General features: G+C 35.1%; 24 protein-coding genes. 18 read left to right on the forward strand and 6 right to left on the reverse strand.

Annotation, left to right across the window (positions count from 1 at the left end):
* Positions 1–305: 305 nt before the first annotated feature.
* From ACGK9U_RS12110 to ACGK9U_RS12130, 5 genes are all read right to left on the reverse strand, one after another.
* Complete coding sequence (locus tag ACGK9U_RS12110) at positions 306–1,022, reverse strand: cytochrome c3 family protein (protein WP_394466642.1); 717 nt, start codon at positions 1,020–1,022, stop codon at positions 306–308.
* An 11-nt stretch (positions 1,023–1,033) separates the two neighbouring features.
* Complete coding sequence (locus ACGK9U_RS12115; RefSeq protein WP_394466643.1) at positions 1,034–2,062, reverse strand: 2Fe-2S iron-sulfur cluster-binding protein; 1,029 nt, start codon at positions 2,060–2,062, stop codon at positions 1,034–1,036.
* Between the two features lie 550 nt (positions 2,063–2,612).
* On the reverse strand, positions 2,613–3,440 hold the full coding sequence (locus ACGK9U_RS12120; RefSeq protein ID WP_394466644.1) for a DUF3365 domain-containing protein: 828 nt from the start codon (positions 3,438–3,440) through the stop codon (positions 2,613–2,615).
* 25 nt (positions 3,441–3,465) lie between these two features.
* Positions 3,466–3,879, reverse strand: a complete 414-nt coding sequence (locus ACGK9U_RS12125; RefSeq protein ID WP_394466645.1) for a globin family protein — start codon at positions 3,877–3,879, stop codon at positions 3,466–3,468.
* Positions 3,880–4,472: 593 nt separating this feature from the next.
* Complete coding sequence (locus tag ACGK9U_RS12130; RefSeq protein ID WP_394466727.1) at positions 4,473–5,120, reverse strand: Crp/Fnr family transcriptional regulator; 648 nt, start codon at positions 5,118–5,120, stop codon at positions 4,473–4,475.
* 354 nt (positions 5,121–5,474) lie between these two features.
* Here ACGK9U_RS12130 and glp point away from each other — a divergent pair, with 354 nt between their 5' ends.
* The 18 genes from glp (at position 5,475) to ACGK9U_RS12220 (ending at position 24,822) form a co-directional block, all read left to right on the forward strand.
* A complete protein-coding gene (gene glp / locus ACGK9U_RS12135; RefSeq protein WP_394466646.1) occupies positions 5,475–6,653 on the forward strand; it encodes a gephyrin-like molybdotransferase Glp in 1,179 nt (392 codons plus the stop codon).
* Between the two features lie 10 nt (positions 6,654–6,663).
* Positions 6,664–7,002, forward strand: a complete 339-nt coding sequence (locus tag ACGK9U_RS12140; RefSeq protein WP_394466647.1) for a winged helix-turn-helix domain-containing protein — start codon at positions 6,664–6,666, stop codon at positions 7,000–7,002.
* A gap of 39 nt (positions 7,003–7,041) precedes the next feature.
* A complete protein-coding gene (locus tag ACGK9U_RS12145; protein WP_394466648.1) occupies positions 7,042–7,782 on the forward strand; it encodes a sulfite exporter TauE/SafE family protein in 741 nt (246 codons plus the stop codon).
* A 1-nt stretch (position 7,783) separates the two neighbouring features.
* Positions 7,784–8,356, forward strand: coding sequence for a molybdenum cofactor guanylyltransferase (locus tag ACGK9U_RS12150; protein WP_394466649.1), 573 nt, complete (start codon positions 7,784–7,786; stop codon positions 8,354–8,356).
* On the forward strand, positions 8,353–8,586 hold the full coding sequence (locus tag ACGK9U_RS12155; RefSeq protein WP_394466650.1) for a MoaD/ThiS family protein: 234 nt from the start codon (positions 8,353–8,355) through the stop codon (positions 8,584–8,586). Before ACGK9U_RS12150 ends, ACGK9U_RS12155 begins: the two co-directional genes overlap by 4 nt.
* Positions 8,587–8,689: 103 nt before the next feature.
* Entirely contained in the window at positions 8,690–9,778 is a 1,089-nt protein-coding gene (gene moeB / locus ACGK9U_RS12160; RefSeq protein ID WP_394466651.1) for a molybdopterin-synthase adenylyltransferase MoeB, read from the forward strand.
* 64 nt (positions 9,779–9,842) lie between these two features.
* Positions 9,843–10,286, forward strand: coding sequence for a molybdenum cofactor biosynthesis protein MoaE (locus ACGK9U_RS12165; protein WP_394466652.1), 444 nt, complete (start codon positions 9,843–9,845; stop codon positions 10,284–10,286).
* A gap of 36 nt (positions 10,287–10,322) precedes the next feature.
* A complete protein-coding gene (locus ACGK9U_RS12170; protein ID WP_394466653.1) occupies positions 10,323–10,676 on the forward strand; it encodes a four helix bundle protein in 354 nt (117 codons plus the stop codon).
* A 25-nt stretch (positions 10,677–10,701) separates the two neighbouring features.
* The gene (gene moaCB, locus ACGK9U_RS12175; protein WP_394466654.1) at positions 10,702–11,613 is read left to right on the forward strand and encodes a bifunctional molybdenum cofactor biosynthesis protein MoaC/MoaB; all 912 of its coding nucleotides are present in this window, start codon (positions 10,702–10,704) and stop codon (positions 11,611–11,613) included.
* 78 nt (positions 11,614–11,691) lie between these two features.
* The gene (moaA, locus tag ACGK9U_RS12180) at positions 11,692–12,699 is read left to right on the forward strand and encodes a GTP 3',8-cyclase MoaA (RefSeq protein WP_394466728.1); all 1,008 of its coding nucleotides are present in this window, start codon (positions 11,692–11,694) and stop codon (positions 12,697–12,699) included.
* 272 nt (positions 12,700–12,971) lie between these two features.
* Positions 12,972–15,206 carry a nitric-oxide reductase large subunit gene (locus ACGK9U_RS12185; protein ID WP_394466655.1) on the forward strand — a complete coding sequence of 745 codons (2,235 nt, stop codon included), beginning with the start codon at positions 12,972–12,974 and terminating at the stop codon, positions 15,204–15,206.
* 137 nt (positions 15,207–15,343) lie between these two features.
* Positions 15,344–16,879, forward strand: coding sequence for a YifB family Mg chelatase-like AAA ATPase (locus ACGK9U_RS12190; RefSeq protein WP_394466656.1), 1,536 nt, complete (start codon positions 15,344–15,346; stop codon positions 16,877–16,879).
* A gap of 265 nt (positions 16,880–17,144) precedes the next feature.
* On the forward strand, positions 17,145–19,973 hold the full coding sequence (locus ACGK9U_RS12195; RefSeq protein ID WP_394466657.1) for a T9SS type B sorting domain-containing protein: 2,829 nt from the start codon (positions 17,145–17,147) through the stop codon (positions 19,971–19,973).
* A gap of 194 nt (positions 19,974–20,167) precedes the next feature.
* Complete coding sequence (locus ACGK9U_RS12200; protein ID WP_394466658.1) at positions 20,168–21,283, forward strand: DUF2891 domain-containing protein; 1,116 nt, start codon at positions 20,168–20,170, stop codon at positions 21,281–21,283.
* On the forward strand, positions 21,276–22,508 hold the full coding sequence (locus ACGK9U_RS12205) for an Nramp family divalent metal transporter (RefSeq protein WP_394466659.1): 1,233 nt from the start codon (positions 21,276–21,278) through the stop codon (positions 22,506–22,508). The genes ACGK9U_RS12200 and ACGK9U_RS12205 overlap by 8 nt, the downstream gene beginning before the upstream one ends.
* Complete coding sequence (gene pxpA, locus ACGK9U_RS12210) at positions 22,508–23,248, forward strand: 5-oxoprolinase subunit PxpA (RefSeq protein WP_394466660.1); 741 nt, start codon at positions 22,508–22,510, stop codon at positions 23,246–23,248. The genes ACGK9U_RS12205 and pxpA overlap by 1 nt, the downstream gene beginning before the upstream one ends.
* A 4-nt stretch (positions 23,249–23,252) precedes the next feature.
* Entirely contained in the window at positions 23,253–23,984 is a 732-nt protein-coding gene (pxpB, locus tag ACGK9U_RS12215; protein ID WP_394466661.1) for a 5-oxoprolinase subunit PxpB, read from the forward strand.
* The gene (locus ACGK9U_RS12220; protein WP_394466662.1) at positions 23,977–24,822 is read left to right on the forward strand and encodes a biotin-dependent carboxyltransferase family protein; all 846 of its coding nucleotides are present in this window, start codon (positions 23,977–23,979) and stop codon (positions 24,820–24,822) included. Before pxpB ends, ACGK9U_RS12220 begins: the two co-directional genes overlap by 8 nt.
* A gap of 19 nt (positions 24,823–24,841) precedes the next feature.
* On the opposite strand, the gene deoC is transcribed toward ACGK9U_RS12220, so the two are convergent.
* Positions 24,842–25,585, reverse strand: a complete 744-nt coding sequence (gene deoC / locus ACGK9U_RS12225; RefSeq protein ID WP_394466663.1) for a deoxyribose-phosphate aldolase — start codon at positions 25,583–25,585, stop codon at positions 24,842–24,844.
* Positions 25,586–25,893 lie beyond the last annotated feature (308 nt).

The following is a 25,893-nucleotide window of genomic DNA, read 5'->3' on the forward strand; positions in this document are numbered from 1 at the left end:
GGCAAATATATAAGTAGTATTGTTTTTATTCAATGACATACAACATGTAACAATAACCTTTTATGCATGTTTAAAGGACTTAAACAACATGAAAAAAACTGCTATAAAACAGTTTTATGATTTAATTATTTGAAAAATAATTAGTTATGATTTGTTAATTAGAGCAAACGGTTTTACGTATTAATACGTAAAACCGTTTATTTTGTTGCTAGATTAATTAAGTAATTAGATCTGTAAGTATATGAAAGGAAGTATTTATTTGATAATTTTAAAGAACTGCAAATTGACAATTAATGTAGAGAGCGTTATTTGTCATTCATTTTTTTAACCCACTCCAATTGGGTTAATCCAATATATTTTTTGTCATTACCATAGGGGTCGAAACCTCCTTTTAAATAAGCTTTAATAAGCTTCATAGGAATTGTGTCTTTTAGTTTAACAGGGACCTCATAGGTGTGGTTTCCATGAAAATCATGACATTCAATACAGGTGAACCATTGTTTATTGGCAATAAGTGTTTTATGTGAGATGTCTAAAGGATCGTCTTCAACTTCTAAATCTTTATGACAGTTCATACAATAGTTCATGCTTACAGAAGCTATCGTTACGCGTTCGCCTTTATGTTCGGTATGGCACGTGATGCATGTTGTAGCATTTATTTGCTTGATAGCATCACTAAATCTAGGTTCTGTAAATCGATGCGTTGGATGTCTGTCATTAGGTCTATCATGGCAACTTAAACAGTTGTCGACTGTTACATCACTGGTTCCAAAATCAACACTATTTTTACGCATCCCAACAGCATGTTCTATATTGGATTGCATTTGTTGCATCAGATTTCCTTTCGCATCTGCATGACATGCTATGCAGGAAACATCGGCATGGCTAGAATTCATTGGGCCCAATGAAATATATTTTTCAGAAGATTCTAAATTTAGAAATATGAATAGAAGGCCTCCTATAGTTAGACCTGTAATTCCACCAATAAATTGCCTTCTTCTTAATGGACTTACTTTAATCATAATGATTTGAATTATAGATTGATAGTGATTTTTTCGCTTTTAGGGTAGCTGATACAAGTAAGGATGTTTCCTTTGTCAACTTCTGTCTGTGATAAGAAGTGTCCTGCGGTCATTTCAATGTCTCCAGAAACGCAAACAGCTTTACAAGTTGAACAAACCCCAGATCTACAAGAGTATGGCAAGGCAATATTGTTTGCCATGGCTACTCTTAATATGGATTTGTCTCCTGGCACCTGTATTTGATGTGTTTTGCCCTGAAAAATGATCTCTACATCACTCATGAAATCTTTTCCTGAAACTTTAACTTTAGGCTTTTTAAATACTTCAACAATTATTTCATTAGGTTTCACATGGTTATTAATTAGTATTTCCTTTGTTTTCTCCATGAATCCGAAAGGGCCACAAATCATGTAAACATTATTCTCAAAATTAATATGGTGTTTATTTAAGATTTTAATATATAAGTCATTGGTAGCTAATCCATCATGGTAGTTTTCATGTGGTTCCTTATTATCAGCCAAAATATGCTCTACATTAAATGTGTTGGGATAAGCTTCTTTTAAAGCTAATATCTCTTGATGAAAAATAATGGACGTTTTATCCCTATTGGCGTAGATAAGTAAAACCTTGGATTTAGGTTCGTTTGTGAGAACCGATTTAATTATAGAAAATACAGGTGTTATCCCACTTCCACCAGCAAAAAGAACATATTGTTTTTCTTCATTTTTTTTAGGCTCTACGTAAAAGCTTCCTTGTGGTTTATCAATTTCCAGTGCATCACCAATTTTTAAATTTTGACATATAAAATTTGAAACCAACCCTTTGTCAACTTGCTTAACGGTTATTTTTAAATCCTTATCAGTATAAGGGTTGCTACTAAAGGAATAGGATCGTTTTTCTATTTTATTATTTATGGGGACATGCAGGGTTAAAAACTGGCCTGGTTTGTATTTAACTTTATTAAAAAAATTGCCATTTTTAAAAAAGATACTAACGGCATCATTCGTTTCTCTTTTTATATCTTTTACAACTAACTTCATTTATTTTTTAGTTTTCAGCTTTTATTTATAGTAAAATACCATGCTTATATGAAAAAACATTAGTATAGTAATAACCATTGAAAATGCTACGTGAGTAATCATCCATCCTTTAAATAAGATCTCGTTAGTGGATTTTATAACATCTAAATTAAAATAACCTATAAAGTTGTTTACGAGAAAAATATAGGTTAATAACATGAGGTATCCATAACCAAAACTCATGCTGTGAAAGTAAAAAAGTAACGGGCTTAAAGCTCCAAACCATTTATGAAGACTGGTAACTTTAAAAGAATATTTTTTTAGTTTTTTTACGATTCGGCTAAAAGTTAACAACCATTGTATTCCAATAAATAGAGCTAAACCAAGGCCAGACCACCTTTTAAAAAGCTCTTCTTGTTGCATATTATATAGCCATTCCCATTTGAGTCCCAAAATAAACTGCATCAAGTACAGAAATAGTAATAGAAGACCAACACTTGTTAATTTATTAATTTTCACTTAAAAAAGATCTTTTGGTTTATTAAAAAGCGGTTTTTTACTTTAATCCAGATTATTTGAACGCTAGCAAGTTTTTCATGGTTCCAAAAGAGGACAGTTTTCGAACACTATCTAAAAACACATCTGGTTTTGGTAAATAATTACCTTTAGAAGGCCATTTGTCTCCAATCTCAGGCTTCGGACTGTTTTTAAAATTCTCAATTTCATTTAAATATTCAATATAGGTATCTACCGTACCTTTAGCGTAAGCATTTAATACCTTAATAGCATCGCCATAACTTAAGGAATCGGCTGGGTATTGCCACGTTGTAGAGCCCATAACGTCTCCTAACTTCCAATCAGTTTTAGAAGTTTGTTTATGATTGTTGTGGCATGTAACACAGGCATCTGCACTGGCTAAGTCGGCAAACATAGCGGTGTGTAATTTTTGCTCTTCATCATAAAAAAATTGTGGTTTTTGATCTTTTTTGATCTTTTCAAATAAATTGGCTTGCTTTCCTTTAAGTTTATTTGCATTGTTAATTGGAAAGTCCGATCCTAGATATAAGCCTAATGGCACAGTGCCTTTTCTAATGCTTGTAGCTATTCCTCTTAAAAATAATGCTGGTAAAGGACCTGCCTCTACATCATTTTTTCTCCAATCCTCATCAAACTTCATTCCTTGCTTTTTGCCTTCACCAACAATTGCTTTGGTGTACAGTGTTCTGGTAATATCATTTTCTTTGGCTACCATTTCCAAAACCTCGTCTACAGAAAAAACTTTTTCGGCAGATGCTGTTTCTTCTTTCTCATCAGGTACACCACCGCAGGCATTTAGTATTAAAGACAGAACAGCTAATAAGGCTGTTTTTATAATGGAAGTATATATTGAATTTTTCATAATTGGTTTGGTTTTTTTGTTAAAATTAATAAGAAGCGTCTATCATTACTGTCGCCATAGTGCCATACACATCGGTCCAGGCGTCTTTAACTTCAGGTGTAAAATCGTCACCAAGGCCTATTGCTAGGGTGCCTAATAATGCGGTACCTACGGTATCGTAATGAGATGGTTTTACTTGATACTCAACATGGCGTTTCCCTAGATTTTGTAAAACAGGAACTAACATGTCTAAATTGCTTAATCCTGCAACAGCACTAGATAACATCATCATTAATTTATTGCCCTGTTCTACCATAGCCTCGTCACTTGATGGAAAAAGAGGTTTGAGTGCTGGGTCTAATTCAAATAACTTTGTGTAAAATATTTTTGCAGCTGTTGGTGCTATTGGTTTTACTTTTTCAAAAGATTCTTGTACCAGTGTAATTGTTTTTTGTTCCATGATTAGTTCTTTTTAAGGTTTTTATGTAAATACTTATTTTACTAAGTATTTGAAATTAAGTATTTTCAAAAGTAATTGAACACATTGTTAAATAATATGCTATAATACAAGAGCACTTATCTTTTTTAACACCTTATAAACTGCTATTTTTAATACAAAAAGATGGTTTTATACCATGAAAACTTGTTTAAACTTTTCATAATTGGCTAGAAAATGGTCATTTTTTGTCCATATGCCTCCCAGTCCCATTGGCTACGCCGAATCTACGATTTCACTAAAACAGTCCACTGGACTGTTTACTCACGACACTTAATTATTTGAAAAATACGTGTTCGTGAACCTTACGGTTTCTTAACGCTCAGCCCTATCTTTCCTTCCTTAACATGCTATGCAACTAAAAAAGCCTTCAATTGTACAATGGGCGGGGTGTTAAAGATAACCCACAGGGTTATTTTAGCGAACGAGCCAGCTGGCGCAGGGTTACATTTCACTTCAATCAAAAAAAGTTTAAACGAGTTCCATAAAAAAAACCACCTGTATAGGTGGTCTTAATCTATTAATTTGTATGTATGAGTAGCTAATTACTATGTATTCTAGCTCCCTAAGTAGTAATGATGCTCTTCAATTTCTTGCTTAAGCGCTTTTTCATTTAAAATTCCAATTCTTTTTCCATTGGCAGCAATCAGCTTTTCCTTTTTTAAAGCAGAAAATATACGAATAACTTGCTCTTCAGTGGTGCCTGCATAATCTGCATATTCTTTTCTGCTTAATGGCAGGTTTAGAAACCCTCTTAAGTCACCAAACTTTCTGTTAATATATAATAAGGTATCAATAACCCGTTCTCGAACGGTCATCTGGGATATGGATTTTACTTTAGATTCGCTTCTGTTGAGTTCGTTAGCATAAAAAAGCATAAAATCGTAAGCGAATTTCGGATTGTTTAATAAAGCTTCTTGCAGGCTATTCTTAGAAAAATAACACAATGTCGTATCTTCTAAGGCAATCGCACCAATGGAATAATATTCTTCAGTACCAAATCCACGATGTCCTATAATTTCACCTTCTTTAGCAAATCGAACAATTTGTTCTCTACCATTAATACCTGTTCTAAATACTTTTGCCTTCCCTTTTAGGACAAAAAACAAACCGTTTACTGGGGCTCCCTCCATTATAAATTGTTGTCCCTTTTTACATCTAAGATTGCTTTTGTTCTCGGTAATTTTAAAATTCTCCAAAGTCAAAAGATTTTTCTTAATTAAGCAATCGTGGTTTACACAAGCATCGCACGATGTATTGAGTACTACACGTTTTCTTATAATGCTATGGTTGGTATTTTGAGTAGTTGATTGCAATTAAAGATTTATTAAGCTTAGTTAATAGTATGTTATAGTAGCAAATATACGTATTTATACTTAATATTTTATGATAAATACGTATTTTTGTGAGTTTCATAAAATAGCAATAGCTTTATTAGGGACTTTAAAATAATAAACTCTTTATTTTACTTACTACGTATTTTTTCTTAATTAGTTCATGTCATAGAGGCTTTGTAAATTGTTTTTCGTTATATTTACAAAGATATAACGAAAAGTATTATGACATCCATTGAAGAAGCCATTCAATTTGTTAAAAAGCATAGTACGCCACTTTTAAAGAGTACTTGCAAGCCTGTTGAAAAAGCAGGAGGGTATAAACTTTTTGAGAATGTTTATGCTCCGATTAATATGCCTCCTTTTAGGCAATCGGCTATGGATGGTTATGCGTTATGCTTGCATGATGGTTTAACTTATAATTTAATAGGAGAAGTAAAGGCAGGAGATGCCCATCAACCTGTTCTGAAGAAAGGAGAAGCGGTACGTATTTTTACGGGTGCTCCTGTTCCTGATACGGCCAATGCGGTTATGATGCAGGAAAAAGTAGTTGTAGATGGAGGTTTTATAACGGTGCAACACCAGATTGCAGTTGATACAAACATTCGTCCTTTAGGTGAGCAAGTAAAAATGGGCGCATTGGCTTTGTCCAAAAATACTAAGTTAACGCCAGCGGCAATTGGATATTTAAGTTCGTTGGGTATTTCAAAAGTCAAGGTTTTTAAAAAGCCAACTATTGCGTTAATTACTACGGGTAATGAGTTGGTGGATGCTGGTAGCGATTTGACTTTCGGAAAAATATACGAGAGTAATTCAAAAACGCTTTTAAGTGCGCTTTATAGTTTGAAATTTTACGATGTTACCATACATAAAGTGGAAGATGATTATGATGAAACACTTTTTAAACTGAAGACTGTTATTGATGAAACCGATTTAGTGATAATTACCGGTGGTATTTCGGTGGGCGATTACGATTTTGTTGGAAAAGCACTGAACGAACTGGGGGTGACCGAGCATTTTTATAAAGTGAAACAAAAACCAGGTAAGCCTTTATTCTTCGGAACAAAAAATAACACATCCATATTTGCGTTACCCGGAAATCCTGCTGCTGCTTTAACTTGTTTTTATGTGTATGTGTATGTGGCATTGCAAAAAATGATGGATAACGAGGTGGTTGGGTTGCCACGTGTACAAGCTAAATCAATTTCAAATTTTAAAAAGAATGGTGACAGACCGCAATTTTTAAAAGCTATTCATAGCGATAATCAAGTCGAAATTTTAGAAGGACAAAGTTCTGCCATGCAACAAACATTTGCCATATCGAACGCATTAGTGTTTGTGCCTGAATCTATTGAAACGATTGAAAAAGGAGATTTGGTAGAAGTTATTTTGCTGCACATATAAACAGAAAACTATGAGCTACAAAATAAAAAGCAGAATATGGATTGAATGTAATGAACACGTGCTTTTAGGCGAAGGACGCGTGCAACTATTAAAAGCTATAAACGAAACAGGTTCGTTATCTAAAGCTGCTAAAACCTTAAATCTATCTTATAAAAAAGCTTGGAATTTAATTGACTCAGTAAACAAATCGGCAAAAAAACCGGTGACCATAAATTCAACTGGAGGCAAAGGTGGAGGAGGCGCTGAATTAACCGATTATGGCAAAGCCTTAATTCTGGTTTTTGATGAAATCAACCAAAATTGTTGGGAGTTTTTAGATCAACAATTAGTCAAAATTGAAAATTTGTAGCTGGTAGCCAATAATCATTAAAAAATAATCAATAGAAAAATGCTTGAAACCCAAAGTATAGCCCTGTTTTTAATACTGCTCCCCATTGTAGCGTTCCTTTACGCAAGCGTAGGTCATGGTGGCGCCAGTGGTTATTTGGCATTAATGGCTTTGTTTTCATTTGTGCCCGAAACCATGAAACCCACTGCTTTAGTGCTCAATTTATTTGTTGCAGGCATTTCATTTTACTATTACTATAAAGGTGGTTACTTTAACAAAAAACTGTTTTTATCGTTTGCAATAGCATCCATTCCATTGGCGTTTTTGGGAGGTACTATAGAAATTGATGCTTCCATCTATAAAAAATTATTAGCCGTTTTATTGGTGTTCGCCATTTTAAAAATGCTGAATGTTTTTGGAAAAGAAAGTGAATCTATAAAAGAAGTGAAGCTTTGGCAAGGGCTTTTGGTAGGCGGTATAATTGGATTCTTTTCGGGGCTTATTGGTATTGGGGGCGGTATCATTTTAACGCCGTTAATATTGTTGCTTCATTGGGGGAATATGAAAGAAGCTGCAGCAGTTTCCGCCTTGTTTATTTGGGTGAATTCCGCAGCAGGACTTGTAGGTCAATTAAGTAGTGGCGTAAAATTAGAAATAGAAACCTTTGTTTTGGTATTGGTTGCCTTAATTGGAGGTGTTTTAGGAGGCTATTTTGGAAGTAAAAAGATAAACAATCAAAGTTTGCGATACATCTTAGCTTTTGTGCTTTTAATTGCATGCGTAAAATTATTTTTCAAATAAAATGATGGACAAAAAACACATAACAGGTATTATTCTTTCTGGTGGAAAAAGTTCGCGTATGGGGAATGATAAGGGGTTTTTATTGTATGATGGAAAACCGTTCGTTCAACATAGTATAGAAGTATTGATGCCCTTAGTTTCAAGAATAATGATTGTTTCCAATAGTGAAGATTACGATATTTTTGGGCTAGAACGTATTGAAGATGTTATTGAAAATGCAGGTCCGTTGGCTGGAATTTATTCGGGATTGAAGCAGTCTTCAACAGCATATAATTTAGTGTTGAGTTGCGACATTCCTTTGATTAAAACGGACATTTTAAAAAAACTGATAGAAGCCATTGATGATGAAGCAGAGGTTATTCAAATTGAAAGCCAACATAGAAACATGCCTCTCATAGCACTTTATAAAAAAACATGCGAACATATTTTTTTAGACCTTTTAAATGCCGGTGAACGAAGATTGCAATTTGCAGTCAATCAATGTAAAGTAAAAAATGTGGTATTGGATAATGAAGAGGCATGCTTTACAAAAAACATCAATACCCCAGAACAATTAAACGATATTTTAAAATGAAAATTACTGTAAAATATTTCGGAATGATAGCAGAAACAACACAATGTGAAGAAGAAATCATTGATTTTTCGGGAAATGTCGTTTCTGATTTTTTAAAAATATTACACTCAAAATACCCCAAATTAAAAAACAAGGAGTTCCAAGTTGCTCAAAACCAAGAATTGGTATCGTTAGAATCAAGAGCTACAGGACAAGAAATCGCATTATTGCCACCTTTCGCAGGCGGATAAACATCCTGCAAGGTTTAAAAACCTTGTAGGTTTGACTTGCTCTTTTATACCTACAAGGTTTTTAAACCTTGCAGGTTAAATAGAACCTTGCAGGTTAAATAAAATGAACAGATACACCAGACATATCATCCTTTCAGAAATTGGTCAAACAGGTCAAGAGAAGCTCTTGAACGCTAAAGTTTTAGTGGTTGGTGCTGGCGGACTGGGGTGTCCTGTGCTGCAATATTTAGCCGCAGCAGGTATAGGCACTTTGGGCGTTATAGATTTTGATGTGGTTGAAGTATCCAATTTACAGCGTCAGGTATTATTCGGAACTTCTAGTTTAGGGCAAAATAAAGCAGAAGCCGCAAAAAAACGATTGGAAGATTTGAATGATGAGATATCCATTATAGCCTATCCAGAAAAGTTAACCTATCAAAATGCTATCATTTTATTCAAGCAATTTGATATCATCGTGGATGGTTCCGATAATTTTGAAACGCGTTATTTGGTGAACGATACTTGCATCATAACCAACAAGCCTTTGGTGTTTGCTGCTATTTATAAGTTTGAAGGTCAGGTATCTGTGTTTAATTATAAAAACGGACCGAGTTATAGATGTTTGTTTCCAAATCCGCCAAAAAAAGATGCAGTTCCTAATTGCACCGAGATTGGTGTTTTAGGTGTTTTACCAGGAATTATTGGGAGTATGCAAGCCAATGAAGTGCTGAAAATCATCTTAGGTATTGGAAATGTTTTAAGCGGAAAATTGCTTTGCTATAACGCATTAAATTCTCAAACATCCATTTTAAAGATCAATAAATCTGAAACGGAAATAGCTAAAGTTTTAAAGGAACAAAGTAATTTTCATAAAAAACAATTAATAGAAAATTGTGATTTTACAACTTCTGAAATTTCTATCAAAGACATTTCAACGTTTGAAAACATGCAGTTTATAGATGTTCGGGAATTGCATGAACTTCCAAAAATTGAAAGCATCCCTATCATCTCAATTCCTTTAAGTGAACTTGAAAATTCAATAAATAAAATAGATACTGAAAAGCAAAAAGTGGTTTTTTGTCAATCAGGTATTCGAAGTAAGCAAGCGGTTTCTATTTTAAATAAAGCAAATATTAAAAACTGCTATAGTTTGAAAGAAGGTGTTAAACAAATAATTGATGCTTACGAGGTTTTGAAAACCTCGCAAGATTAACAGAATAAATGAACTTGACCTACAAGGTTTCAAAAACCTTGTAGGTCTCAAAAGAATATAAATCATGACAGATAAAAAGGTAAAAAGCGTATTTAAACAAGGGGCGATTTCTTCAGAATTTATAGGAGAGTCCATCGCAAAACACCAAACTAAAACCAGTATTGGTGCCCATAACATATTTTTAGGTCAAGTTAGAGCCGATGTTATTGATGAAAAGACCGTTTCAGCTATAGAATATACGGCCTATGAAGATATGGCAAACCAAAAATTTCACGAGATTCGTGAAGCAGCTTTTGAGAAGTTTGAACTCACTTGCATGCACATTTACCACAGTTTAGGTATTGTGAAAGCAGGCGAAATTTGTCTTTTTGTGTTTGTGTCTTCACCTAGAAGAAAAGTAGTTTTTGAAGCTTTAGAATATATTGTAGAAGAAATAAAAGCGCACGTTCCGGTTTTTGGAAAGGAGATTTTTGAAGATGATACACATCAGTGGAAAGTTAACAATTGATTATTTTTTATTGATTATTTATTATTAAAACCTACCATGAAAGAGCAATTAAAAATAAGGACTAAAGTGTTTGCCCACAACTGTGTTAAATTAACGCAATCCTTTCCAAACACGTATTTGGCTAATCATATTAAAGGACAACTGATTAGATGTTCAACTTCTGTAGCAGCAAATTACAGAGCTACATGTATTGCGCAATCTAAACCAAGTTTTATTGCAAAAATTAGTATTGTTATAGAAGAAGTAGACGAGTCTAATTTTTGGTTGGAATTTGCTTTAGATGAAAACTTAATTTCTAAAGAAGCAATAGATTGTTTGTTAAAAGAATCACGCGAATTAACTTCTGTTTTCATAGCATCAAGAAAAACCGCGATTTCTAATAATCAATAATAATTAAACAATAATAAATCAAAAAATGGTAGATATCACACATAAAAACACCACATTACGCACCGCAGTAGCACAAGCTATTGTAAAGGTGAGTAAACCCGAAACCATTGAAGCTATTCAAAACGATACTGTTCCTAAAGGAAATGTATTTGCTATGAGTAAAGCAGCAGGTTTATTAGGTGTAAAACGAACACCCGATATTTTACCCGATTGCCATCCATTACCCATAGAATATACAGGAGTAGCATATGAAATAAACGGATTGGAAATCACCGTTTTATTTACTGTAAAAACCATTTATAAAACAGGGGTAGAGGTGGAAGCGATGCATGGTGCCAGCGTTGTGGCTCTAAATATGTACGATATGCTGAAACCTATTGATAAAGGTATTGAGATTCATCATATAAAATTGCTGAACAAAAAAGGAGGGAAGTCCGATTTTAAAAACCGATTTAGAACCGATATTACCGCTGCGGTTATTGTGTGTTCCGATACAATTTCGGCAGGACATAAAGAAGATAAAGCAGGAAAGGCTATTATTGAAAAACTAAAAATCTGCGGTGTTCAAACGGAAGCTTATGAAATAATTCCGGATGCATTGGAAGTGATTCAAAACAAAGCAAAACAGTATCAAGAACAAGGTGTGGATTTAATAATTTATACAGGAGGTACGGGGCTTTCGGCACGCGATGTTACTCCAGAAGCATTGGCACCGCTTTTAGATAGGCGCATCCCGGGTATTGAAGAGGCCATTCGTAGTTATGGACAGGATAGAACGCCTTACTCCATGTTGTCCAGAAGTGTGGCAGGTACCATAAAAAACACGTTGGTATTGGCGTTACCGGGTTCAACTAACGGAGCAAGTGAATCTATGGATGCCATATTTCCATCGGTTTTACACATTTTTGGTATTTTAAGAGGAGCGAGACATGACTAAAGTGTTTATTCGTGGAATCGTTAAGTCGTTTTACTGATTACACGATTCAACGATTCAACAATGAAACAGGACAAAAAAATGAGCGAAAACAAAAACATATTACAAGATTTACACGGCAGAAATCATGCATATTTGCGTATTTCATTAATTGAACGCTGTAATTTACGTTGTTCGTATTGCATGCCCGAAGAAGGTGTGCAGCTATCACCTAAAAGCCATTTAATGACTTACGAGGAAATCTACGACATCGCTAAAACCTTTGTGAAACATGGGGTTACAAAAATAAGATTGACTGGTGGAGAGCCTTTAATCAGAAAAGATATTCCTATCATTTTAGAAAAACTGGCTACACTTCCTGTGGAATTATCAATCACTTCAAACGCTGTTATTATTGATAAGTTTATTGATGTTTTAAAAGAGCATGGTGTCAATAAAATCAATCTTAGTTTAGACTCTTTAGATAGAGAAAAATTCAAACACATAACGCGTCGTGATCAATTTGACATCGTGTATAAAAACCTTTTGCTTTTAGTGAAAGAAGGTTTTAATGTAAAAGTGAATGTCGTATTGATGAAAGGTTTTAATGAAAATGAAATCATCGATTTTATCAACTTAACTAAAAGCATGCCTATATCGGTTCGTTTTATTGAGTTTATGCCCTTTGACGGTAATAAATGGGATATGGGTAAAATGGTTTCTTATGCAGAAGTGATGGCTTATGTTAATGCCTCTTTCTCCAAAGAAAACGTACAACGTTTACAAGATGCGCCAAACGATACCTCAAAAAATTATAAAATATCAGGTTATAAAGGTAGTTTTGCTGTGATTAGTTCTGTTACCAATCCGTTTTGTGATTCCTGTAACAGATTGCGTTTAACCGCTAACGGCCAATTAAAAAACTGTTTATTTTCCTCAACAGAATCTGATTTGCTTACAACACTTCGTGAAGGCAAATCCATAGAACCTATTATTCAAAAAGCAGTACAAGCTAAGTTTAAAGTGCGAGGTGGTATGGATACGCTTAAAAAACTTCAAGAACCCAAATTACATAACAATAATAGGAGCATGATTACTATTGGAGGGTAGTTGTTGTTCTTATTTGATTCTTAAAAAATTATCGAAATTTTAAATAGGATAAATTTGTCCGTTATTTAATTTAGGTTTATTTTTGTGAAAAATTTTAGAGCAATACGTTTTAAAATAAGATAAAAATGTCCTTTATAAAACATTTGCTATTGAGTGAACATAATAACTAAAAATAACCTAAATAAAATAACAACAACATGACTAAGAAAACCAAAATCTAAATTATTCTAAAGAACAAGTAAAAATTTAAAAATCAACAAAATCATATAAAAATGAAAAAAACATGGATTGTATTTATTAGTGTTGTAACGCTATCGTTTATTACGCTAATTTGGATAGGGACAGAGGTTTACCAAACACAACCTCCCATACCGGAAACGGTTATTGTTAAAGAAACCAAAGAAGTTCTATATACAAAGGATGATATTCAAACAGGGCAAAACGTTTGGGAATCGATAGGCGGTATGGAAGTAGGTTCTATTTGGGGACACGGCAGTTATGTGGCACCCGATTGGACTGCCGATTGGATTCACAAAGAAGCTACTTTTATGCTTGAAACTTGGGCACAAAATGATTATAGTTCAAATTATGAATTTTTAAATGTTGAACAAAAAGCAGTTTTGAAAGCGCGTTTAATTAAAGATGTTAAAACGAATACCTTTAATGAATCAGACAGATCGATTACGATTTCTGAAAGCAGATTAGCCGCCATTAAAGAAAACATCAAACATTACAAATCTATTTTTTCTGAAGGAAAAGAAGAATACGCCATACCAAAAGGGGCACTTGTTGATGAAGCAAAGTTGGAACAACTAAATGCATTCCTTTTTTGGACCTCTTGGGCAGCCAGTACAAACCGCCCCGGAAAAGAATACACCTATACATCCAACTGGCCTCACGAACCATTAATTGATAACACCATTACAACCGATTCTATCATCTGGTCTGGCTTATCTATTGTGTTACTTTTACTATTTATTGGGATTCTTACTTACTACTATTTAATTAATCATGAAAAAGGGGAGTTGCTTGAAAAACCAGATGCAGACCCATTAACAAACTTGAAGTTGTTCCCAAGTCAAAAAGCCATCTTAAAGTACTTCATCGTTATTTCATTGTTAATTGCTTTACAGGTTATTTTGGGTGCAGCTACCGTTCATTACACTGTAGAAGGACAAGCGTTTTTCGGTTTCGATTTATCTAGATATTTGCCTTATTCAATAACCAGAACATGGCATACTCAGTTAGCGGTGTTTTGGATAGCCGCCACCTGGTTAGCCACTGGTTTGTTTTTAGCGCCGATGATTTCTGGCAAGGAAATGAAATACCAACGCTTTGGCATCAACTTTTTGTTCTTCGCTTTATTGGTTATCGTTTTAGGTTCCATGTTTGGCGAATGGTTGGGTGTTCACCAATTTTTAGATTTAACTACCAATTTCTTTTTTGGTCACCAAGGTTATGAATACATGGATTTAGGTCGTTTTTGGCAAATATTCCTAGGTATTGGTCTGGTGCTTTGGGTAGTTATGGTAAGTCGTCATATTCTATATGCCATTCGAAAAAACGATGCATCAAAACACTTATTGATTATACTTTTGGTATCGGTAATGGCTATTGGAATGTTCTTTTTCTCTGGATTGATGTATGGCGAAAACAGCAGCTTACCCGTTATCAACTATTGGAGATGGTGGTTGGTGCACCTTTGGGTTGAAGGTTTCTTTGAAGTTTTTGCCACCGTTGTAATTGCTTATATATTTTCTCAAATGAAAATTATATCAACTAAAACGGCTGGTCGTGTTTCCATTGCATCTGCTTCTATATTTTTAGCAGGGGGTATTATAGGCACACTTCACCATTTATATTATTCAGGAACCCCCGTGCAAGCCATCGCTTTGGGAGCTACTTTTAGTGCTTTGGAAGTAGTGCCGCTTACACTTATGGGCTTCGAAATAAGAGAAAATTGGAACCTATTAAAAAGCAGACAATGGATGCAAAAATACAAATGGCCCATTTTCTTCTTCATCGCTGTTGCTTTTTGGAATTTTGTTGGCGCCGGAGTATTTGGGTTCTTAATCAATCCGCCAATAGCCTTGTATTATATTCAAGGGTTAAACACCACAGCGGTACATGCCCACACTGCATTATTTGGCGTTTACGGTATGCTGGGGATGGGCTTTATATTAATATGTTTACGTTTTTATTCTAACAGAGCCTGGAAAAGCAAAAAACTAAAACGCGCCTTTTGGTATTTGAATATTGGTTTGGTTGCCATGGTGGTGTTCAGTTTGCTGCCTATTGGAATTATTCAAGCCTATACCTCCATCACTCAAGGCTATTCTTTTGCAAGAGAATCTGAATTATTATATTCACCAACGGTTCAAACTTTAAAATGGATGCGTATGATTGGCGATGTGATATTCTCAATTGGTATTTTCTATTTCTGCTGGTTTACCATTGATGAAACTATTTATAATTTTAAAAGAAAAAAAGTGAATGGAGAGAAATAAAATCTAAATTCACTGCATAGAAACAGCAACTTTAAGCATTTCAGTTTAAAAGTTGCTGTTTTTTTTATGGAATTATTTCAAAACTAATCTTCTTACTAAAAGATACATTTCTTACATTTAGGCAGTAAACAATTCATATGCTTAAAAAAGTTTTTGGAAGTGCTGTTTTTGGGGTAGAAGCGACCACGGTTACAGTAGAAGTGAATACCGATACAGGTATTGGTTACCATTTAGTAGGTTTGCCCGATAATGCCATAAAGGAAAGCAACTACCGTATTGCGGCGGCGCTTCAAAACAACGGTTACAGAATCCCTGGTAAAAAGATAATCATCAATATGTCGCCAGCCGATTTACGTAAAGAAGGCTCAGCGTACGATTTGACTTTGGCCATAGGCATTTTAGCTTCTTCCAATCAAATAAATGCTGAAGATTTAGAACGCTATATCATTATGGGTGAACTTTCGCTTGATGGCACTTTACAACCCATAAAAGGCGCATTGCCCATTGCTGTAAAGGCGCGACAGGAAGGTTTTAAAGGATTTATTCTTCCTAGAGAAAACGCTAAGGAAGCTGCCATTGTTAACGATTTGGAAGTTTACGGTATTGATAATATCAAGCAGGTTATTGATTATTTTGATAAAGGTGAACCTTTAGAACAAACCATTGTAAATACCCGTGAAGAATTCGAGAAAAACCTAGATTTTCCCGAACACGATTTCTCCGATGTGAAGGGGCAAGAAGGTATCAAGCGTTGTATGGAAATTGCAGCAGCTGGCGGACATAACATTATTTTAATTGGTCCACCCGGAGCAGGAAAAACCATGTTAGCCAAACGTTTACCAAGCATTTTACCTCCCATGACGCTTCATGAAGCTTTGGAAACTACCAAAATACACTCCGTAGTAGGACGTGTAAAAGATGCAGGGTTAATGGCGCAACGGCCTTTTAGAAGCCCACACCATACGATATCAAATGTGGCGCTTGTTGGTGGAGGTAGTTTTCCGCAACCGGGAGAGATTTCCTTATCACATAACGGTGTGTTGTTTTTAGATGAATTGCCTGAATTTAAGCGCGATGTATTGGAGGTTTTGCGGCAACCGTTGGAAGATAGAGAAGTCACCATTTCGCGAGCAAAGTTTACCGTTACCTATCCAAGTAGTTTTATGTTGGTAGCGAGTATGAACCCAAGTCCGGGTGGTTATTTTAACGATCCCAATGCGCCCGTAACCTCAAGTCCTGCCGAAATGCAACGGTATTTAAGTAAAATTTCTGGACCATTATTGGATAGGATTGATATTCATATAGAAGTTACACCAGTGCCTTTTGAAAAGCTATCAGAGGACAGAAAAGGCGAAACCTCGGTAGATATTAGAAAACGGGTAACCAAAGCTAGGGAAATTCAAACTGAACGTTTTAAAGAAAGTGATACGGTGCATTATAATGCCCAAATGAGCACCAAGCAAATAAGAAAATATTGTGTGTTGGATGAGGGGTCTAAACAACTCCTAAAAACCGCTATGGAGCGTTTGAATTTATCGGCACGTGCTTACGACAGGATTTTGAAAGTTTCCAGAACTATTGCCGATTTAGAAGGTGTTGAAGAAGTAAATGGTTCGCACATTAGTGAGGCCATTCAATATAGAAGTTTGGATAGAGAAGGCTGGTTGGGGTAGTGTGCCCAAGGTGTGATGGCGCTTTTTTAAGGATTTAACGATTCTTTAGCGTCATTGAAAAAAATCATAAAGGGAATGGGTACGAGTTTTTTGAGTTTCTATTTTTGCTCTCCAGGTACAAAATATTTAGTGATGGATGTTTTTTGTAGTTATAATGATGTATTTGGTCTATCGACTTTTTTATAGACTGAACTAATTTATATATTTACTAAATAATTGATGTAATGTAATTCATCACTTTTACTCAATTATAAAAATTTATATTATGAAGAAAAGCGCCAAGTCATTAACCGGTCTGAGTTATATAATCCTTTTTTTATTAAATAGTAATCTGTATGGCAGTAGTCTAGCTAAGAGTAGTAGTATTTATAGTAGCGAGCGTGTAAATGAAGAGTTGATTTCCTTTTCTCATTTTAAAAGACTAGCTCCGCCAGCACCAGTGGTAAAATCGCCCATCTATTTGTGTCAAGGTAGTTCTGCATCGCCTTTAATGGCAACGGCCTTAAGTGGGCATACGTTAATTTGGTATGGTACAGCGTCTACAGGAGGGACACCATCTTCTACTGCTCCAACACCTTCAACGACTTCAGTAGGCTCTACTACTTATTATGTTAGCCAAACAGATGGGGTAGATGAAAGTCCAAGAGCCTCTATAGTGGTAAATGTAGTTGCTGATACTGGGGGAGCAATTTTGAATTTGAGATGTGATCCATCCCAAATTTTACCAGCAGATAAGGATAGTTCTGTGTTTTTTGATTGGTCTAATAATCCCTTAAACCCTATTAATCAATATACTTATACTTATACGATTCAAGGAGGAGCTCCTGTTTCGGGAACAACAGGGCCCTCTAATCTTCAAGTTTTTGGAATGCAGCCAGGGCAAAGTGCAACCCTGACCTTGTCTTATACTTTCTATCCTTGTGCTCCTACCGAAACGATTACCTGTACTGTGCCATGTGGTACGGCAACCGTAAGCCCCGATTTTCCAGCGATACCTCCAATTTGTACAGGATCACCAGCTCCCATTTTACAGCCTACCTCACCAAATGGAATTTCAGGAACTTGGTCGCCCGCAGTTGTGAGCAACACGGCTAGCGGTAGTTATGTGTTTACTCCAGACCCGATTTTGTTTCCCTGTGCTACAGCGCAAACCTTGAATGTAACGGTATTGCCTTTGGCTTCTCCAGTTTTTAACGGGATTCCATCAACCGTTTGTCAGGGAGCCACACCTCCAATATTGCCAACAAGTTCAAATAATACACCGCCTATTACAGGAACGTGGACACCTTCGGTTGTAAATACTTCGGCTTTAGGATCTACAACGTATATATTTAATCCTGATCCAGGACAATGTGTTTCTATGACACCTACAACCGTTACCATAACGGTAATACCAAACAATGTTACACCTACATTTGATCAAGTAGGTCCAATATGTTCAGGGGATGCCTTAACAGCACTACCTACCACTTCCAATGAAGGTATTACAGGTGGGTGGTTGCCAGTTTTGAATAATACAACAACAACAACTTATACTTTTACACCCGATCCCAATCAGTGTGCTTTAAGTACGACTATGACTATAACGGTAAACCCTAATGTAAACCCAACATTTGCGGCTGTAGGGCCTATTTGCTCGGGAGATCCTTTGGCGCCCTTGCCAACAATGTCCGATAATGGTTATTCTGGTAGTTGGTCTCCTGCTATCAATAATACCAAAACAACAACATATACTTTTACGCCCAATCCAAATCAGTGTGCTTTAAGTGCTACTATGACCATAACAGTAAACCCTATAGTAAACCCGACATTTGCTCAAGTAGGTCCAATATGTTCAGGGGATACCTTGGCATCTCTGCCAACCACTTCCAATGAAGGTGTTACAGGTGGATGGTCGCCAGTTTTGAATAATACAGCAACAACAACTTATACTTTTACGCCCAATCCAAATCAGTGTGCTTTAAGTACGACTATGACTATAACGGTAAACCCTATAGTAGACCCGACATTTACTCAAGTAGGTCCAATATGTTCAGGGGATGCCTTAACAGCATTACCTACCACTTCCAATGAAGGTATTACAGGTGGGTGGTCGCCAGTTTTGAATAATACAGCAACAACAACTTATACTTTTACGCCCAATCCCAATCAGTGTGCTTTAAGTACGACTATGACGATAACCGTAAACCCTAAAGATAACCCAACATTTGCAGCTGTAGGGCCTATTTGCTCGGGTGATCCTTTGGCACCTTTGCCAACAACGTCTGATAATGGTTATTCTGGTAGTTGGTCTCCTGCTATCGATAATACCAAAACAACAACATATACTTTTACGCCTAATGCAGGACAATGTGCTAATTTGGTAAATTTGACCATAACGGTTAATCCTGTAATTAATCCTGTATTTAATGCAATACCTTCTGTTGTTTGTGAAAATTCTGGAAATTTTATTTTGCCAATAGCCTCGAATAACTCACCGGCAATTACTGGTACTTGGAGTCCCTCTTTTGTAGATAGTACCGTTTTAGGAACGGTTAATTATGTGTTTACGCCTGATGCAGGTCAATGTGCTAGTGCAACTGCAATGGATATCACGGTAAAACCATCTAATAATTTAATTAATTTTCAATGGACTGTAACTGAAGCGTTTTCAGAGAATCAAGTTATTACCATAAGTGCAATTCAGCCAGGAGATTATTTATATCAATTAGACTCGGGTCCTTTTCAAACAAGTCCTGTTTTTGAGAATGTTTCTTATGGCGAGCATACCGTAACGGTAAGTGATCCAGATGGTTGTAATGCTCCGTTAACTAAAGGAGGAATTTTTGTGGTTGATTATCCTAAATTTTTCACACCTAATGGAGATGGTCAAAATGATACTTGGAATATAAATTCTTTAACTGATGTGAATACTAAAATTTTAGTATTTGACCGCTACGGTAAACTTTTAAAAGAAATAAGACCTAATAATGTCGGTTGGAATGGTCGCTATAATGGAAAACCAATGCCTGCTAATGATTATTGGTTTGTGATTTATTATGAGGAAGGCAATGCCGCTAAAAATTTTCGATCTCATTTCTCTCTGAAAAGATAAGAAGTAAGAATAGCAACCTAAAGTGCATTTGTTTGGTTTGTATTGGCAATTTCAATTAAAATTGGAAACTAAACGAGTAAATATGGTCATTCTCCACTACCACTAAATTCCGCTTAGTATTAAAGTAAACAAAATCATTCACAGCAAAACCAAAAAGTTTTATTAGTTTTAGTATATCAAATTAAAACTATAAAATGAAAAAAATAATTTCTTTATCACTAGCCATTATAACCTTGAGTTGTAACAATACTAAGGAAGAGAAAATGGCCGTTACAGAAACTCCTGAAATAAAACAAGAGCCAGCACCCATTTTAAATTTAGAACAAGCCAATCGCTTAGCGCAACTACCGCTACATTGTATAAATACCGAGTACCCTAACAAGTTATCGCAAACACTTGGTGGTGATGCGGATTTAAAAACGCCTATGGAGTTGCATCCTGCATTTTATGGCTGTTTCGATTGGCATTCGGCGGTTCATGGACATTGGAGTTTGGTGAGTTTATTAAAACAATTTCCAAACCTAGAAAATGCGAGCGACATAGAACAACGCCTACTCAACAATATATCAAAAAAAAATATTGAATTAGAAATCAACTTTTTTTTAGGTGAACATAACAAATCGTTTGAAAGAACTTATGGTTGGGCGTGGTTATTAAAATTGGCTGAAGAACTTCATACTTGGGACACTCCTGTAGCTAGAACATTAGAAGTCAATTTGCGACCTTTAACAAATTTAATAATTGAAAAATACATTGAATTTCTACCAAAATTAAACTATCCTCAGCGTGTGGGAACGCATACCAATACATCTTTTGGTTTGTCGTTTGCTTACGATTATGCTAAAACTTTAAACCATGAATTGCTTAAGCAGGCAATAGAAGAACGTGCTAAATTTTTCTTTTTAAATGATAAGGATTGTCCCATGAGTTGGGAACCTAGTGGAAGTGATTTTTTATCGCCTTGTTTAGAAGAAGCTGCTCTAATGAAGCGTCTCTTACCTGAAGAAGCATTTAAACCTTGGTTAGATGCCTTTTTGCCGCAATTAAAAGATAAAAGTTTTGTTTTGGAAACGGGTAAGGTGTCTGATAGAACCGACGGGTATTTGGTGCATTTAGATGGTGTGAATTTTTCGCGTGCTTGGAGTTTGTACACAATTGCCGAAAACCTACCGGAATATCAACATTTAAAAAATATTGCAAACCAGCATATAAATTATTCACTACCAAGTATTTTTGAAGATAGTTATGAGGGTGGACATTGGTTGGGTAGCTTTGCTATTTATGCGTTAAATACGGTTCCTAATGATTAATAACTGGTTTAAGAATATTGGCCCCGGACCATTAATTGCTGCTGCCTTTATTGGTCCAGGTACAGTTACAGTTTGTACATTAGCAGGTGTTAATTTTGGGTTTGCGCTTTTATGGGCAATGGTTTTATCTATTGTTGCAACTATTGTTTTGCAAGAAATGTCGGCACGTTTGGGTATCATTACCCAAAAAGGCTTATCGGAAATTATTAGAACCGAAATTAAGAATCCTGTTTTTAAATTTTTCATTATTCTTTTGGTGCTAAGTGCTATTGTTATTGGAAATGCGGCGTATGAAGCTGGAAATATTTCTGGAGGTATTTTAGGTTTAGAAGCTATTATTGGTAACCCAAGTTTTAAAATGGGTGAATTTTCAATTAATATATTAAGTGTTATTGTGGGTGTGTTTGCTTTTGGTTTGTTATATCTAGGGAACTACAAAGTACTTGAAAAAACACTTATAGGTTTGGTTGTTTTAATGAGTTTAGCATTTTTAATTACAGCTATTCTAACCAAACCAAATGTTTTGGAAATGCTGAAAGGTGCGTTATTCCCTAAACTCCCAAAAGATAGTCTGTTGCTGGTTATTGCACTTATAGGCACTACGGTTGTACCTTATAATTTGTTTTTACATGCAGCATTAGTTAAAGAGAAATGGCATTCTAAAAACGATTTAAATTTTGCTAAAAATGACACCATTATAGCGGTTGTTTTAGGTGGTTTGGTGTCTATGTGCATTATTATTTCTGCAGCTTCAATACAAAGCACAGATATTAAAAGCGCTTCTGATTTAGCTAAAGGGCTAGAGCCTTTGTTTGGTGGTTTTGCAAAATATTTTTTAGCCATAGGCTTATTTGCAGCAGGAATTACCAGTGCTATTACAGCGCCTTTAGCGGCTGCTTACGTAGCAAGTGGCTGTTTAGGTTGGTCAACTAACATGAAAACCAATAAATTTAGAGCTGTTTGGATGTGTATTCTGGTTTTAGGTATTTTGTTTTCGTCATTGGGTATAAAACCTATTGATATTATTAAGTTTGCTCAAATAGCCAATGGCGTGTTATTGCCCATTATTGCTGGTATTTTAATTTGGATTATGAATAAGCAAACTATTTTAGGAAGCTATAAAAACACAACGAAGCAAAATATTTTTGCGGTTTTAATTCTAGGAATCAGTATCTTTCTTTCAATAGCAACCATGAATAAAGTATTTAATCTGAATTTAATTTAATGCTAGGTCAGACTATAGATATAAATGTAGATGTAGGCGAAGGAATTGGTAACGAATCCCACTTAATGCCCTATGTGTCTTCATGCAATATTGCTTGTGGCGGTCATGCCGGTGATAGGGAGTCTATGCGCAAAGTAGTGAAATTAGCCAAGCAGTACCGCGTAAAAATAGGTGCGCACCCATCATTCCCAGATGTTGAAAATTTTGGCAGAAAACCTATGGAAATGACTTGTGTGGCGTTGTTTGCATCGTTAAAGGGACAGATAAATGATTTAATGGCGATTGTACAGGAAGAAAACACCCTATTGCATCATGTAAAACCACATGGCGCATTATACAATATGGCTATTGCAGATGCGAGGATTGCAACTGCTATTGTTGAGGTAATGAAAAGCATCGCTCTACCAATAAAACTGTATGTGCCTTACAAGTCGGTTATTGAAACATTAGCATTGCAAAATAACATTCCAATTACTTACGAAGCTTTTGCAGATAGAAATTACAACGACGATTTATCTTTAGTATCGCGTAGTGAAAACGATGCTTTAATTCATGATTCGGATAAGATGTTTGAACATGTATATGGTATGATTTCGAAACGAAAAGTAAAAACGATTACTGGGGTGGAGGTTGATATTAAAGCGGAAACATTTTGTGTACATGGTGATAATCTTAAAGCTGCAGAATTGGTTAAAAAATTACGTTTAGATTTAGAATCGAAAGACGTCAGGATCCTATAATTTAATGGCTTTTAAACTTAAATATAAACCATTCGGAGAGCGTTCTATTTTAGTAGAATGGCCAGAGGTTATAGATGAGAAAAACCTAGATGATATTATTCAATTCAAAGCCCGTATTCTAGAAAATAATATTAAATCTATTGTTGAAATAAAATCTGCATATAACTCGTTATTAATAATTTATGATTCATTTTGTAGGAATATTGAAAATGAGGTAATTTGGCTTAAAAAAACATATAAATCGGTTAATAAAAGTGCTGACACGGTGTCAGTATTGTGGAAAATACCCGTTTGTTATGATGAAGAATTCGGGATAGATTTAGATGTGATTTCTGTTGAAAAAAAACTATCAAGAGAAGAAATCATTAAGCTGCATTCCCAAGCTATTTATACGGTTTATTTTATTGGTTTTTTACCTGGATTTTTGTATTTGGGTGGTTTGAATGAATCATTATTTATGCCTAGAAAATCGACTCCAAGATTACAAATTGAAAAAGGATCAGTCGCTATTGGGGGAAATCAAACGGGGGTGTATCCAACTGCGAGTCCGGGCGGTTGGAATATTATAGGAAATTCGCCAATTGATTTTTTTAATCCAAAATCAGATCCACCTTGTTTTGCAAAAGCTGGTGATAAAATTGTTTTTAATCCTGTGTCTTTTAAAGAGTACTCAGACATTAAAGCCTTGGTTGAAGCAGGGGTGTATCAAATAGAAAGCGAGGTGTTTCATGGTTAAAGTGTTAAATGCAGGGTTTTATTCCACACTACAGGATTTAGGACGTGTAGGTTTTCAGCAATATGGCGTACCGTATTCTGGGGTGATGGATGTGTATTCTGCATCTTTAGCAAATCATATTTTAGGAAATGAACAGAACGATGCTGTTATTGAAATGACCATGACGGGGGCGACACTTCAGTTTGTTTGCGACACTTTTATTTGTATTACAGGTGCAAATATGTCGCCTAAATTAAATGATGTTTCTATCCCGTCTTTTAAAGCTGTAAAAATCAGTTCAGGTGATGTGTTGTCTTTTGGAAGATTAACTAAAGGGTTTCGATGTTATTTAGCTGTTTTGAATGGTTTTAAAACCGAGGTGGTTATGAACAGCAGAAGCATGTATAAAGGCGTCACTACTCATTTTAAACTTTCTAAAAAAGATGAATTGGAAATAGGTGTATGTGATTCTTTTACAGAATCTAAAAATGCTTTAATTAAAGTAAAAGATTATCATTTTTCAACTAAAAAAATAGAAGCTTTTAGAGGTCTGGAGTTTGATATGTTATCAAAAAAACAACAAGAATTTTTACTTCAAAATCAATTTACCATTTCAAAAGAAAATAACCGAATGGCGTATCAACTTTTAGAGCCTTTAGAGAATAGTTTAAAACCTATTATAACATCGGCCGTATTACCAGGAACTGTACAGCTAACGCCATCCGGTAAATTGATTATTTTGATGCGCGATTGTCAAACTACAGGTGGTTATCCTAGAGTGTTTCAGTTGAAAGAATCTGCAATAAGTGTTTTAGCTCAAAAATTCACCGGATTTCCGGTGAATTTTGAGTTGATTTAATAAGTTGGTATTAATTGTTTTAGTTTTTTTCTGTTGATTCAAATGGCTCAAGTTCCTTTAGTTTCTCAACTTCTAAATATTTTTTGTAAATTTTTATATTCCTAGCTAAAAGGGAGCTGTTGATAGGCTTAACGTTGTTGATATTGGTTGAAGTTCCAATTCTATCCGCGCCAGCTTCTAGGTATTTAATAGCGGTGTCAAAATCTTCAATGCCACCTGAAACCATTATTTTAGCTCCGTTTTTAATGGTCTTTTTGATGATTTTTGTTGCGGTTAATGTGGCGCCTCCTTTTGAAAATCCGCTTGAAGTTTTTATAACATCCACCTTGGCATCCATGCAAATGGCGCAGGCTTTTATAATTTCGTTTTTGTTTAGTTCAGAGATTTCTAAAGTAACCTTTAGGGGTATCTTTTTTATGGCCATTTTCACATCGACAATGTCTTTTAGAACCAATACGTAGTTCTTGCTTTTTAGGTAGCCTAAATTTATAACCATTTCAATTTCATCGGCACCATCCTCAATGGCCTTTTTTGCTTCAAATACTTTTGCGGCAGTAGACATAGCGCCTAAAGGGAAGCCAACAACAGAAGACACTTTTACATTGGTGTTTTCTAAAAGTTGTTTTGCTAATGCTACATAAGCGGTGTTTATGGAAACAGCATTAAAATTATTCAGTTTTGCTTCGTTGCAAAGATTTATAACGTCGCGTTCTGATGACGTTGCTTTCAATAAAGAAAAGTCAATATACTTGGATATATCCATGCTATAAGTAGGTTTTTAGGGTTTATTATTTTTTGAAAACAGAAAATCTGTTAACGTTATTGTAATGGTTGGGAGGTTACAATGATGCTAAATTAGGTAATTTCATCGATATTAGTTTGCATTTCATCGATTTACAGATGATTTTTATTAACTGACTTATTAACTTATTTAGAATCAAAATATTATAAAATCGTTAAACGGAAGTTGGTTGATAAAAGGGAAAAAGAAAAGCAACAATCATCTCAAATTGAGAATCATGTTGCTTGTCCTAACCAACCAACTATTAGACTGTTTTTGTGTTGTTTTGT

The sequence above is a fragment of the Mariniflexile sp. HNIBRBA6329 genome (assembly GCF_043558645.1).
In the GTDB taxonomy this organism is placed as follows: domain Bacteria; phylum Bacteroidota; class Bacteroidia; order Flavobacteriales; family Flavobacteriaceae; genus Mariniflexile.